Source organism: uncultured Abyssibacter sp., assembly GCF_964000955.1.
Lineage (GTDB): Bacteria > Pseudomonadota > Gammaproteobacteria > Nevskiales > OUC007 > Abyssibacter.
This window is the reverse complement of the sequence record NZ_CAXFCL010000262.1, coordinates 1-13,766: the sequence shown is the minus strand read 5'-3', so window position 1 is coordinate 13,766 and position 13,766 is coordinate 1. Positions and strand designations below refer to the sequence as shown.

Here is a 13,766-nt window from a genome sequence, read left to right as displayed (position 1 = left end):
TCCGTCGCCCTCGCCGCCGCACCGACCGGGTCGCATATCGACCGCGAACCCGGCGAGACCTGTGGAGCGCGCAACGTCACGGTGATGACTCGTGACGACCTCGAGCGCTCGGGTGCGATGACCGTCGCCGACGCGGTCCGGCGCACGGCGGGTCGTCCGGACACCGCCATGCCCGAGTGCAAGAAGGACAAGCCCCCGGAAGACTCCGAGGCCGGAGCAACCGAGACCAACTGACGCCGGTCGCGGCCGCCGCCCCCGGTTCAGGCGGCCGTCGCCAGCGATTCCGTGCCGGCCGCGCGTTGCCGCCCGGCACCCGGCTCGAGAGAACCGTGGCGCAGCACACGGCCCATCTGCTCCGCACCCAGCGTTCGCCCGTGCGCATCGCCGGACCATGCGACCTTGCCGGCAATCAGCGTCAGCGTCACCACGCCGTCGGAGCGGTTCACGAGCTGATCGTTCTGGAACGCCTCGCGGTGAATCCGGCGCATCCGCGACTCCGAATCATAGGCACGCAGGGCGGCCGGATCGACCAGGATCACGTCGGCCTGTTCGCCGATTTCGATGCTGCCCGCACGCACGCCGAAAAAGTCCGCGGGATCACGCGTCAGCCGTTTCACGTGCCACGCGACCCTGTCCAGACCTTCGGCCTGCGCAATCTTCAGCCCGCGCAGATTGGCGTCGTAGAACGCCATGTTGGTCAGGTGTGCTCCGGAATCGTTGAAACCGGGCAGCACCAGAGGATTGAACAGCAGCTCCTTGACCACGGCCGGATCACGGTTCGCCGAGACCACGTACCAGCGCATGTCGAGATCATAGGTCCGCAACAGATGCAGCATGAATGCCGCGTCATCGCCGATGGGCTTGGGGAAGCCGGCGAACACCGCCGCCTCCGCTTCGCTGCGAGCCCCTTCGCCGGTCGCCTGCCAACGGGTCAGGCGATCGAAGACCTCCTGGAATGTGGTGTCCTTCCATAGCGCATCGACCTCGCCAGGGACCTGCACGAACACCATCTGATCCAGACGACGGCTGAACGCCATGCGCTCGCGCTTGAGCCTGCGCGCCAGATTCGCCAGCGTGAAACCGGACTTGCCATGGCGCCACATCTTGCGGAATCGGGCCTGATAGGCCGGATCGTCCAGCAGGGCCGCCCGCGCGGCGCGATCATCCAGATCCGGCTCGTTGAGCTCGCGCAACTCGTCGATCTCCTCGGCGAGGGGATTGATCGGCCCATCCCAGAACACCTTGAACGGAGCCGCCAGGGCCTGGAATCGGAAATGGCCGTTGATCAGCCGCGAGTTCAGCAGACGGCTGAGCAGTCGACCGAGCTTGGCGATGCCGCGATTCGTGGCGATATCCAGCGCCGCGACGGCGGTGATCTTCAGCGGCTTGCCGAACAGCCGCCCGCTGCTCAGCAGGAAATTGCGTAACACCTGCGGCGGGCTGTCCTTGGGCGGCGTCGCCTGCCAGACGCGGTCGTGGTGACGCACCACGTTGGTCAGCCGCTTCAGTTCCTTGTAGCTGCCCCACTGACTCGGAATCTTGGTCCGGCGGTGCGGATCGTTGGCCAGGAAGTGAAACGGCAAGGCGTCGGTGGAGAATCCCGCGTAGCCCTCCTGCATCGCCTTCTCGACCAGGGACTCCATGCGAGCGAGTTCCGCTTCGGTGGGGTGGCGCGACACCGACTCGCGCAGCCCCATGACCTCTGCGCGCAGCATCGAGTGCGGCAACAGCGGGACGACATTCGGACCCAGCGGCATGGCGTCGAAATGGGACAGGTACCCCGCCGAATCGCTCCATCGCACCTGGTCGACGACGCGCGTCAGAACGGGCTTGGGGATGTTCTCCACCCGGGCGAAACAGTCGACGATCGGGTCCTCGCCATTGCGCCGCTGCGCACCGAAGGCCAGGCCCAGTGAACAGTTGCCGAACACCACGGTGGTGGTGCCGTGGCGTACTGCCTCGGGCAGGCCGGGCGCCAGCTCGACCTCGAGATCGAAGTGGGTATGGATATCGAGCAGACCCGGCATCAGCCACTGTCCGTCGGCATCGATCACCGTGTCCGCCTGCTCGACGGGCAATGCGTCACCGCGCGCGGCGACGCGGCCATCGGTGATGGCCAGATCCTCCTGCGTCGGTTTCGCCCCGGTGCCGTCAAAAATCAACGCGTTGCGAATCAGCGTATCCCAGCGTGCCGTCTCACTCATGAGGGTCTCCTTACCTCAGACCGGCCCAGGTTGTTGAAAACACTCTAGCGTCCCGACGCCCGCGACGCTGTCGTAGATTCGTCCCAGTACCGCCGCAGTCCGTGCTGCCAATCAGCCGCCGGTCTCGGCGCCCGGTCGGGCAATCGCCCGCCAGATCATCTCGAAAAACGTATCCGCCCGGGACGCCAGCGGTTCCTGCATGCCACGACTGAGCCACTGCGAGATGAGCCGGGCGGCGACGCCGTAGAAAAAGTCCAGCAGGTCGCGCTCGTCCACCTCGTCCGTCAGGACCCCCGCCGCACGCCCCTCGGACAGCACCTGGATGAAAACGTGCGTGAACCGCGGCTGGCGCAAGGCCGGTTCACGGCTCCAGGCGTTGTGATAAAGCGCGTTCTGCATCAGCAGACCCACCTTGGGGTTGCGATCGTAGAACTCGAGCAGCACCCAGAACACCTTGCGCAGCCGGTCCTTGTAGTTCTGGATGCCCTGCAGATGATCCAGCATGCGTTCGGTCACCTGCTGCATCCAGTGATCCAGCCCGGAGAACAGCAAGGCCTCCTTGCTGCCGTAGTACTTGTAGAGCGTCTGCAGGCTGACCCGCGCCTCCCGCGCGATTTCCGCCATGCCGACCTTGTGAAACTCGCGCTGCGAGAACACCTCCAGCAATGCCGTTTCGATGCGCTCCCGGGTGCGAGGATCCAGCCCGCTCAAATCGGGCAATGCGTCGGTTGTCGTCATGGTAATCAATGTTACCGGATTGACCCTGGTGACGCCAGAACCGACCTGAATCCGCGTTGCAATTCGGTACCGTATGGACTAGCTTACCGAACAGTCAAACCGTGCGTTGCCATCAACCATTCTGAGGCGCGCACAGGTAATACCAATTACCAATGCAAATGCGAGCACAGGCTCGCGGAGAGACTTCCCATGACCGAAGCCTACGTGTTCGACGCCGTTCGAACCCCTCGCGGCAAGGGCAAGAAAGACGGCTCCCTGCATCAGATCGCGCCGGTGGATCTACTGAAGAACGTGCTGGTGGAGCTGCGTGATCGCCACGCGCTGGATACCAGCCAGGTCGATGACGTCGTACTCGGCTGTGTCACCCCGGTGGGCGAACAGGGGGCCGACATCGCCCGCACCGCGGTGCTCTACGCCGACTGGGATCAGTCGGTTCCGGGCGTGACCCAGTCGCGTTTCTGCGCCTCCGGCCTGGAGTCGGTCAATCTGGCCGCGATGAAGGTGAAATCCGGGGAGGAGCATCTGGTCGTCGCCGGAGGCGTCGAGTCGATGAGTCGCTGGCCAATGGGCTCCGACGGCGGCGCCATGGTCATGGACCCGCGCGTCAACGCCAAGATGGATTTCGTCCCCCAGGGCATCGGCGCCGACCTCATCGCGACACTGGAAGGCTTTTCACGCGAGGATGTCGACGCCTTCGCCGTCGAGTCCCAGCGCCGCGCCGCGGCCGCGCAGGAAGCCGACCATTTCCGGCGCTCGGTGGTCCCGGTCAAGGACGATGTCGGCCTGACCGTGCTGGATCATGACGAAACCGTGCGCGGGACGACCACGGTCGAGACGCTGTCCGGCCTGAAGCCCTCGTTCCAGCAAATGGGCGTCATGGGCTTCGACGCCACGGCGCTGCGCAAGTATCCGACGGTGGAGGAAATCAACCACGTCCACCACGCCGGCAACTCCTCCGGCATCGTCGACGGCGCCTCGGTGGTGCTGATCGGCTCGAAGGACAAGGGTGTCGAACTGGGCCTGAAACCCCGCGCCCGCATCGTCTCCACCGCCGTCGTCGGCACGGAGCCGACCATCATGCTGACCGGCCCCGGCCCGGCGTCGATGAAGGCGCTGAAGAAGGCGGGCATGACACCAAAGGACATCGACCTCTACGAGATCAACGAAGCCTTCGCCGCCGTCGTGCTGAGGGCGATTCGCGATCTCGACATCGATCCGGCGACGGTGAACGTCAACGGTGGCGCCATCGCCCTGGGTCACCCGCTGGGCGCAACCGGCGCGATGCTGCTGGGCACGCTGATCGACGAGCTGGAGCGACAGGACAAGTCCACCGGACTGATCACGCTGTGTGTCGGCGGCGGCATGGGCATCGCCACCGTGATCGAGCGTGTCTGATTTCGTTTGACGACGACGCCGTGCGTGGCGCGCTGGCGGCGTTCCCGACCTCTTCGCAATGCTCATGAACAGACGTTCACTGCGCTTGCTCAATCGGCCGGCGCCTTGCCAGCACACCACGCACGACGCCGCCACATTGACTGACCTAATTCAAGTATTCAACGGAGGCGTACCGTCATGGTGGCCAACCTGAAAGACAGTCCTGAATCCCCCATCCGCTACGCCGTCGATGCCGACGGCATCGCACTGATCACGCTGGACATGCCCGGCCGTTCGCAGAACGTGCTGAACGACTCGCTGACCGGGCCGTTCCGGGCGGTCATCGAACAGGCCTACGGCGATGACGCGGTCAAGGGTCTGGTGATCACCTCCGGCAAGCGGGACTTTCTCGCCGGCGCCGATATCGACGGGTTGTACCGGATGACCGATCCGGCCGAGGTCGTGGCGATGTCGGATGCGTTCAAGGCACTGCTGCGGCAGCTGGAAACGGGTGGCAAGCCGGTGGTCTGTGCATTGAATGGATCGGCGCTGGGCGGTGGACTGGAACTGGCGCTGGCCTGCCATCACCGCGTGGCGTTGAACAACCCGAAGGCGAAGTTCGGGCTGGTCGAGGTCAAGCTGGGCCTGCTGCCGGGCGGCGGCGGCACGCAGCGCCTGCCCCGCATGATCGGCATCCAGACCGCGCTGCCGCTGCTGATGGAAGGCAAGGAATTGCGTGTCGCGGCGGCGAAAGCACAGGGCATCGTCGACGAGGTCGCCGACACACCGGAAGACCTGATCGCCAAGGCCAAGGCCTGGGCGAAGGCGAATCCCAAGGCGACGCAGCCCTGGGATGACAAGAAGTTCCGCTACCCGGGCGGTGACGCCAAGCATCCGGCGGTGGCGCAGATGCTCGCGATCGCGCCGTCAATGCTGCGCGCCAAGACCCACGGCAATTTCCCGGCCACGCTGCACATCATGGCCAGCGTCGTCGAGGGCTCGCTGGTGGACTTCGACAACGCGCTGAAGATCGAGTCGCGCTACTTCGCCGCCTGCGTGGTCTCGCCGGAAGCGAAGAACATGATCACCACGCTGTGGTATCAGCTCAATCACATCAACAAGGGCGGCTCGCGACCGGACGGTTTCGAGCGCTCACGCTTTTCCAAGGTCGGCATTCTCGGCGCCGGGATGATGGGCTCCGCCATCGCCTATGTCAGCGCCAGGGCCGGCTTTGACGTCGTGCTCAAGGACGTGTCGCAGGACGGCGCGGACAAGGGCAAGGCGTACTCCGAATCGCTGGTGAAGAAAGCGGTCTCCAAAGGCCGCATGAGCAAGGAGGACGGTGCAGCGCTGCTGGACAAGATCCTCCCCACCGGGGATGTGCAGGACCTCGCCGGCTGCGATCTGATCATCGAGGCCGTGTTCGAGGACCGGGGACTGAAAGCCAAGGTGACGCAGGAGACGGAGGCGGTGATGGACGCGAACGGTGTGTTCGCGTCCAACACCTCCACCCTGCCGATCACCGGGCTGGCCGGACCTTCCCTGCGCCCCGACCGGTTCATCGGCCTGCACTTCTTCTCGCCGGCCGACAAGATGCCGCTGGTGGAGATCATCAAGGGCGAGCAGACCAGCGCCGAAACGCTAGCCCGCTCCTTCGACTTCGTCCAGCAGATCAAGAAGACGCCGATCGTCGTCAACGACTCGCGTGGCTTCTACACCTCGCGCGTGTTCTCCACCTACATCATGGAGGGCATCGCCCTGCTGGCGGATGGCGTACATCCGCGACGCATCGAGATGGCCGGGCTGAAGGCCGGCATGCCGGTCGGGCCGCTGGCGCTGCACGACGAGGTCTCGCTGTCCCTGTCGCTGCACATCATGGATCAGACCCGCAAGGATCTGGAGGCCGAAGGCAAGCCGCTGCCCGACGCGCCGGCCCATGACCTGATCCGCAAGATGGTCGTGGACCTCGACCGCCCCGGCAAGAAGGCCGGTCGCGGCTTTTACGACTACCCGGAAGGTGGCAAGAAACACCTGTGGGCCGGCCTGGCCGAACACTGGCCGGTGGCCGCCGAGCAGATTTCGGAAGACGAAATCGTCGAGCGCATGCTGCTGGCTCAGGCCAACGAGACCGTCCGCTGCCTGGAGGAAGGCGTGCTGGAGTCGGTCTGGGACGCCAACATCGGCGCCATCTTCGGCTGGGGCTTCGCCCCGTTCCAGGGTGGACCGCTGCAATACCTGAACGCCTACGGCCTCGACAAGGCGGTGGCGCGGCTGCGTGAGTTCGCCGAGCACTATGGCGAACGGTTCTCGCCCGCGACCCGGCTGGTCGAGATGGCCGAGGCCGGCGAAGCCTTCGAACGCGTGCCGGCGTAACGGATTCCCCCTCTTTTCATAGTCTTAGGAGTCAGCAATGTTCCACTCGATCATGATGGGCATGAAGAACGCCGGCATGCTGCCCCGGCTTTCGGACACCGAACGCCAGGCGCTGGAAGCCGGCGATGTCTGGGCCGAGGGCGAGTTCTTCACCGGCAACCCGAACTTCAGAAAGCTGATGAGCGAGGCGTACAACAAGCTCACGCCGGAGGAGCAGGCCTTTCTGGATGGCCCCTGCGAAGAGGTGATCCGGATGTGCGACACCTGGGAGATCTCCCGCACCCGCCAGGTGCCGGACGAGATCTTCGACTACCTCGCCAACAACGGCTTCTTCGCGCTGCTGATTCCGAAGAAATACGGCGGCAAGGGTTTTTCGGTGCTGGCCCGCTCGACCATCATGGCCAAGCTGCAGGCCGCCGGTGGCGCCGTCGCGGCCATCGTCGTGATTCCGAACTCGCTGGGCGCCGCCGAGCTGACGGAAAAGTACGGCACCCAGGAGCAGAAGGAGCACTACCTGCCGCGTCTGGCCAAGGGCGAATACATCCCCTGCTTCGGCCTGACCGAACTGACCGCGGGCTCCGACGCCGCATCGATCAAGGCCGATGGCGTCGTGTTCCGCGACGAGGACGGCCATCTCAAGGCGCGGATGAGCTTCGCCAAGCGCTACATCACGCTGGCACCCATCGCCAACCTGATCTCGCTGGCCGTGCGCCTGCGCGACCCGGAAAACCTGCTCGGCAAGGGCGAGGACCTCGGCATCACGGTCATGCTGCTGCACAAGGGCATGGACGGGCTGTCCATCGGCAAGCGCCATGACCCCATGGGCGTGAGCTTCCACAACGGACCGATCTACGGCGAAAACGTCGTCGCCCCGCTGGCCAACACCATCGGCGGCATCGACTATGTCGGCAAGGGCTGGAAGATGCTGATGGAATCGCTGGCCGGCGGCCGCGCGATCTCCCTGCCCGCCTCCGCCGTTGGCGGCGCACGCATGCTGGCCTCGGTGACCGGGGCCTATTCCATGGTCCGCGAGCAGTTCAACATGCCCATCGGGCTGATGGAGGGCCCGCAGGCCAAGGTCGCACGACTGGCCGGCCTGCAGTATCTGATGGAAGCCGCACGGATCTACTCCTGCTCGGCCGTGGATGCCGGCCACGAACCGCCGGTGGTCTCCGCCATCCTCAAGCAGAACCTCACCGAGTTGATGCGCGAGCTGTCCATCGACGCCATGGACGTGATGGCCGGCGCCGCGATCCAGCGCGGCCCCAACAACATCGTCTCCGAGGCCTACATCGCCGCACCAATCAACATCACCGTGGAAGGCGCGAACATCCTGACCCGCACGCTGATCATCTACGGCCAGGGCGCGAACCGCTCGCATCCCTACGCCCGCAGGCTGGTCGAGTCAGTGGAGGCGGAGGACACGGATAGCTTCCGCAGCGCCCTGCTCGGCTGGGTCGGCGGCATGGTCGTCAACGTCGGCCGCAGCATCACCCGCTACCTGACCCGCGGCTGGACCGCCGGCTCGCCGGTATCGGGCGAAACCGCGACCTACTACCGCCGGCTGGGCTGGGCCTCGACCCGCTTCGCCCTGCTGTCCGACCTGGCGATGATCTTCATGGGCGCCAAGCTCAAGGCCAAGGGCAACTTCACCGGCCGGCTGGCTGATGTGCTGTCCTGGATCTTCCTGTGCACCGCGACGCTGCGTCGCTTCGAGGCCGAGGGCCGGCGCGCCGAAGACCTGCCGATGGTCCACTACGCGCTGAACTACGGCCTCAAGCAGATCCAGGACGGCTTCGAAGGCATTTACGCCAACTTCGAGGCGCCGGTCGCGGGCTGGTGGTTCAAGTCCGTCGGCGGCTGGCTGCTGCGGCTGAACCCCATCGGCAAGGGCGTGAGCGACGAGCTGCTCGCCCCGACGGCCGCGGTCGTGCAGACCTGCGACGAGCGCCTGAAGCACCAGCAGGAAGGTCTGTTCGTGCCCACCGACACCACGCGCGGCGCCGGACGGCTTTATCACGCCTTCCGCCTGCTGCACGAGGTACGCCCGGTACACGCCAAGATCATCGCCGCGGTCAAGACGAAGACGTTGCCCAAGGGCCATCCCGCAGACCTGATCGATCTCGCGCTGGAGAAGAATGTGATCAACGCCGGCGAGGCCGAACAGGCCCGGACCGCGCGCCGCGTGCAGCTCGAATCCTGGGGCGTGGACGAGTTCACGCCGGAGGACTATGTCCGCATCGGCTCATCCACCGATGTCACCGAAGGATTCATCGGCAAGGAAGCACCTCGGCCCAAGCTGGTGGCCTCCGGCCAGGCCTGATCCACCGACCGTCCGGGCATTGACGCCAAGCCCCGGTCTGCGCGAGCAGGCCGGGGCTTTTTGCTGCCCGGACAATGCTCCCACGTTCCCATTCAGGCCACGGTTCGTTACGCTCGACAACCCTCAGTCAGTCGGGACAAGCAATGAAACGCGGAGCATGGATTGCCATCGGTCTCGGGGTTGTCGCCCTGATCGCCATCCTCGTGCTGGTGCAGTTCGGCGCCAAGCTGAGCAAGGCCGAGCCCCAGGAGGAAACGGTCGCCGAAGCCCCGCCTCCGAAACCGCCTGAGCCGAGATACCCGATCGAGGCGCCCGAGCCTCCCGCCGACGAATCAACGGACGATACGGCCGATCAGGAGGACGTGGCCGCGCCGGAACCCACGCCGCTACCGACGCTGGATGACAGCGACGCGCCGTTTCGCGCGGCCATCGACGAGGCCGCCGGACCAAGCGCGGTCGAGCGCTTTCTCGTCCCGGATTCGGTCATCCGCAAGGCCGTTGTCAGCGTCGACAACCTGGACAGCGACCCGGTGTCGCGCCGCTTCCGCCCGGTGATCGATGTCGATGGCGATGTTCCGGTCATCCGCAGCGGCGACTCGATCCGGCTCGCCCCGTCCAACTACGAGCGCTACAAGCCATGGGTCACCGGGTTCGTCAGCATGCCGCCCGCCACGCTGGTCGACACTTACTCCCGCTATTACCCGCTGTTTCAGGAGAGCTACGAGGACCTGGGTTATCCGGACGGCTACTTCAATGACCGGCTGATCCAGATCATCGACCACCTGCTGGCAACGCCCAGCGTCGACGGCCCGATCTTCCTCAAGCAGCCGAAAGTGTTCTACGAGTTTGCCGACCCGAAGCTGGAGCGTCTGTCCTGGGGGCAGAAGGCATTGATCCGCATGGGTCCGGAGAATGCCGCGGCGGTGAAGAAGCAGCTGCGCGCGATTCGGGACGAACTGCTCTCGCGGGCGAGCGGGGACTGACGCGCGACCGCGGGCAGCCTTGCGCTCAGGCCGCCACTTCGGCCAGCAATTCGTCGCTGGCGCCCCTGGCCTCCAGCGCGGCACGCAACTCGTCGCGCCACTGAGCGCTTGCGTCTTCGAGCACGGCGGTGATGCGGGCCCGGCTTTCCGGCGACATCAACATCACCGCATCCGCCAGCAACGGCCACAGCCCCTCGTCCCCGGCCACGGAGAACGCGCTGCGGATCACCTCGTCGGACTGCATCGCGATCAGATCCGCCATGCGGCCCCTGAGCTCCGCCGACGTGCCGTCCACCATGGCCAGCGCCTGTGGCCATAGCGCCTCGGCCTGCGCCGCGACCAGTGTCGCGCCCAGACGCTCGTCGTCCATCGCAGAAATGATGCCTTCCAGGCGCGCCTTGCTCTCGATATAGAAACCGATGCGCAGCAGGTCCGATGGCTCGTCGATGGCATCCATGACCGCGGCGACGACATCGTCGTCCAGCGCATCGGCGAACTGGGCCATGACAATGTGCTCGCGATTGCGCCGCAGCTCGCGGGCGACATCGACCACCAGCGCCGTGGGCATCGCGCGGATGATCGGACCGCTACGCCCGGGATCCAGCGACAGGCAAACCCGCGCCAGAAACGGCACCGGCAGCTTTTCCGACAGGGCCAGCGCCTGCTTGGGGTCCATTTCGCTGGCCACTCGGCCGGCCAGCGTCTCACCGATGAACTTCTGCGTGAACTGCGCAGACAGGCCGGTGGGGAGCAGCCGCGTCGCACCCGCCAGCTTGGAGAACAGGCTGCGGTGACGACCGAACAGCGCGTTGGCCGCAACGCTGCGCGCAAGCCGCAGTTCCTCTTCGGAGCACTGACTCAACGCGCCCAGATCGGACGCCTCGCAGCCCAACAGTCTGGCGAGCTTGATGCGCTCCGCCTGTTGCAACAGCGCGCTCATCGCTCGAACAGCTTCTTGACGGGCCCGCGCAGCAGCCTGGGCATGGCGTCGAGCATGCCGTCCATGGCCTCCTTCAGCTCGCGCGCCTGGTGGGTCTGCGCAGCCTTGAGCAAGGTCGCCAGATCGTCCGCCGCGGGAGCATCGAGTTCGCTCAGCCGCTGGATATCCGCGTCAGCCACCGACGCCGCGGCCAGCGTGTTTCGGGTCTCTTCTCTCATTGCTTCGGAGGGACGTGCAGCCCCGCGGTATGTCGATCAGAAGTTGAATACGGCATAGAGGTTGTAGAAGTCCCGGTCCTGTTCGAGGTTGTGGACGCCACCGCCCATGTACCACTGATACGTGGCGCCCAGGGACAGGCTCTGGCCGATCTTGAACAGGTTGTTGTCGGTGTCGGCGTCTGTCCCTGCACGTCGTGGAACCACAGGAACTGCGGTTCATAGGTCACGCCGCGAAGAATCTCGTTGTAGGTCAGGCGCAGCAGGGCCCGGTAGCCCCACGCGAAGTCGGTGGGCAGGCCGGTTGTCTGCTGAGTCGGGTTCAGGCTGAGCGTCCGGTCAACGCCGTCGGGCGCGGTCCCGGTGCCATCGGCCCCGTAGCTGGGATGGGTGAAATCACCGGTGCCCTGGAACGGCAGTTCCTGCGGGTCCGGCATGTCGTGCTGGTACCAGAATCCACCCTCCAGCAGGAACAGCACCGAATCGGCGCCGAACGGATTGTTCGACCAGATCCGCAGGCCGGCGAGCGAGAGCTGCGTCGCATCGACCCGCTCGTAACCCCGAACGTAGTCGCCGGCCCCCACGGTGACACCACGATACGCGGACAGATAGTCCGGAACCGCGGAGCGGCCGCTCGGAATCGTCAACCCGACATCGGGCAACGGGATGGGCAAGGGAACACCGAGAATAGCCTCGATCGAGTCCAGCGAGATCGGGATGTCCTGTTCCGGGAAGGCGGGCTGGAGACCGGCGAAGATCACGTCGGTCAGATGCACCTGCACCGGCAAATTCCGGCGGTGGGACAGCTCACCCGAGAACGCCCAGTTTCCGACGTTCGTATTGAACGACAGGCCGAACATGTCGATGTCTTCCGGGTATTCGACCTGGATATCGAGCGTGTCGATGGGCAACGGTTCGTTGTCGGGATTGTCGGTCGCGGACAGGATGCCGTTGAACGTCAGGCCGCAAGCGGCGGCGGCGAGGAGGATGTTGTCGGGATCGGCGGCACCCCGCAGGCAGGACTCGTCGGTGGCGTAGACGCTCACGAGCGGCAGGCGGCTGTGGTAGCGAAGGTAGTAGAAGCCGAATTCGGTTCCGTTGTTGATGTTCGACGCGAAATACGACAACCGCATGCCGAACTGCCCCTGGTCGCGCGCCTCGCGCTCCGGGCGCACCGCCGCCGTGCGATTCGAACTGGAGATCAGTCCGGCGCCGGTTGCCGGCGGGACGTACTGCTCGTCCGGATCGTCATTGAACTGGCCCAGCGTAATCATCGCGTAGTCGGTGCCGCCAATCAGGTCATTGGTCGACAGAAAGCTGCCGGGCGGCTGGATGCGCACCGGAACGAACTCGAACTGGTAGACGAACTCCGCCGCCAGGCTGTCGGTCAGCGCCGTCTGGAACACCGCCATGCCGGCTGGCTGGTTGACCTGCCCCAGTTCGAAACCGGGAAAGCCCGCGATCGTCGCGTCCAGCGGGTTGAGTTCGTTGACGCTGTTGAACAGGGTCAGCGTGGCCTCGCCCCAGGGTACGACCTGGCGACCGATCTGCACGGAGACCTCGCGGTCGAACAGGTTGAAGTAGCGCTGCACGTACAACTCGCGCAGCTCGATGTCCGACGCGAAGTCACGCTCGACATAGGCCGGCCGGGGCACCGATGCCTCCTGCCAGCGATCATCCAGGTGGGTTTCGTCGAAATCGACGTTCTCGGGATCGTAGAAGGCCAACGCGGACGCCCGGAACTTGAAACCGCCCCAGTAGGCGGTCAGCTCGGGCGTGGCGTAGGTGGTCGCCGAAACGATGTCGCCCTTGTCGTAGTTGATGTTGCCATCGTCGAGGTTGACCCCCGAGAACAGGCCGGGCGCGTCAACCAGGCGCTGGTTGGGGGCGGCGTCACCGGCGAATGACATGCAGTCATCGGCCTCGCACAGCGTGGGATCGTTCGCGAGCTTGGAGATCAGCCCCGGGTCGCGCTCCTGCGCGCGCCAGACCAGACCCGTGGTCAACCGCGTATTGATGTCGAACTCGACCGGACCGATTTCTCCGGTCACCGCATGCGCCACGCCACCGCTGCATACCAGGGTGAACAACACCAGCCTTCTCAGCATTCTCTCCTCCAACTTCGTCCGCATCCCTGTGGTCACGATGGTGTAGTCGACGGACAAGTACGCTGCCTGTCCGCTCAAGCCGTTAATATTGGCGCCCATGATGGACGAACCGCAATGGCTGAGCCGACACGAGTAGAAGTGTGGATACGCCAATCGACAATCCCAGCTACCACGACTCCAACGCGCTGACGCGTCAGGTGTACCTGGCCATGGAGCGCGCCGGCATCGATGCCGAGGCGTTCATGGCGGAGCTGGGCCTGAGTCCCGAGGCGATCGAGCAACGGGATCGGCGCACCCTGCACGAACGCATCCCCCAGTTCTGGGAGCGGCTGGAAGAGGAGACCGGTGACACCAACATCGGCCTGCATGTCGGTCGGTACCTGCCCACCTTCGGCGGCGAGGTGCTGGAGTACCTGTTCCTGTCGAGCATGACCTTCGGCGAGGGTCTGGACCGTGCGCTGCGCTACCAGGCACTGCTGTCCGGCGCGGCGATGGGCAGTCTGTCGGT

11 protein-coding genes are annotated in these 13,766 nt (G+C 65.3%); 6 read left to right on the top strand and 5 right to left on the bottom strand.

The genetic code is table 11. The annotated features are described in order from the left end of the window. A partial coding sequence (locus tag ABNS06_RS12640) for a hypothetical protein (protein ID WP_348674956.1) occupies positions 1-234 on the top strand: 234 nt, incomplete at its 5' end. A 26-nt stretch (positions 235-260) separates the two neighbouring features. Here ABNS06_RS12640 and ABNS06_RS12635 read toward each other — a convergent pair. Both ABNS06_RS12635 and ABNS06_RS12630 read right to left on the bottom strand, forming a co-directional pair. After that, on the bottom strand, positions 261-2,204 hold the full coding sequence (locus ABNS06_RS12635) for a hypothetical protein (protein ID WP_348674955.1): 1,944 nt from the start codon (positions 2,202-2,204) through the stop codon (positions 261-263). A 111-nt stretch (positions 2,205-2,315) separates the two neighbouring features. Then, positions 2,316-2,942: a TetR/AcrR family transcriptional regulator gene (locus ABNS06_RS12630; RefSeq protein ID WP_348674954.1), complete on the bottom strand. Its 627-nt coding sequence runs from the start codon at positions 2,940-2,942 to the stop codon at positions 2,316-2,318. A 189-nt stretch (positions 2,943-3,131) separates the two neighbouring features. Between ABNS06_RS12630 and ABNS06_RS12625 the strand changes: the two genes are divergently transcribed. From ABNS06_RS12625 to ABNS06_RS12610, 4 genes are all read left to right on the top strand, one after another. After that, positions 3,132-4,337 (top strand): acetyl-CoA C-acetyltransferase, encoded by a 1,206-nt coding sequence (locus ABNS06_RS12625; RefSeq protein WP_348674953.1) that lies wholly within the window; start codon positions 3,132-3,134, stop codon positions 4,335-4,337. 177 nt (positions 4,338-4,514) lie between these two features. Then, positions 4,515-6,689, top strand: coding sequence for a 3-hydroxyacyl-CoA dehydrogenase NAD-binding domain-containing protein (locus ABNS06_RS12620; protein ID WP_348674952.1), 2,175 nt, complete (start codon positions 4,515-4,517; stop codon positions 6,687-6,689). A gap of 37 nt (positions 6,690-6,726) precedes the next feature. Continuing rightward, positions 6,727-9,012: an acyl-CoA dehydrogenase gene (locus tag ABNS06_RS12615; protein ID WP_348674951.1), complete on the top strand. Its 2,286-nt coding sequence runs from the start codon at positions 6,727-6,729 to the stop codon at positions 9,010-9,012. A gap of 143 nt (positions 9,013-9,155) precedes the next feature. Next, positions 9,156-9,995: a DUF3014 domain-containing protein gene (locus ABNS06_RS12610; RefSeq protein ID WP_348674950.1), complete on the top strand. Its 840-nt coding sequence runs from the start codon at positions 9,156-9,158 to the stop codon at positions 9,993-9,995. Positions 9,996-10,020: 25 nt separating this feature from the next. On the opposite strand, the gene ABNS06_RS12605 is transcribed toward ABNS06_RS12610, so the two are convergent. Genes ABNS06_RS12605 through ABNS06_RS12595 form a run of 3 tightly spaced genes read right to left on the bottom strand, consistent with a single transcriptional unit; the run spans position 10,021 to position 13,258 of the window. After that, on the bottom strand, positions 10,021-10,935 hold the full coding sequence (locus ABNS06_RS12605) for a hypothetical protein (protein WP_348674949.1): 915 nt from the start codon (positions 10,933-10,935) through the stop codon (positions 10,021-10,023). After that, entirely contained in the window at positions 10,932-11,153 is a 222-nt protein-coding gene (locus ABNS06_RS12600; RefSeq protein ID WP_348674948.1) for a hypothetical protein, read from the bottom strand. The genes ABNS06_RS12605 and ABNS06_RS12600 overlap by 4 nt, the downstream gene beginning before the upstream one ends. Next, on the bottom strand, positions 11,150-13,258 hold the full coding sequence (locus ABNS06_RS12595) for a DUF1302 family protein (protein WP_348674947.1): 2,109 nt from the start codon (positions 13,256-13,258) through the stop codon (positions 11,150-11,152). The genes ABNS06_RS12600 and ABNS06_RS12595 overlap by 4 nt, the downstream gene beginning before the upstream one ends. 140 nt (positions 13,259-13,398) lie before the next feature. On the opposite strand from ABNS06_RS12595, the gene ABNS06_RS12590 reads away from it, so the two are divergent. Continuing rightward, the coding region (locus tag ABNS06_RS12590; RefSeq protein WP_348674946.1) for an AraC family transcriptional regulator ligand-binding domain-containing protein at positions 13,399-13,766 on the top strand (368 nt) is incomplete at its 3' end.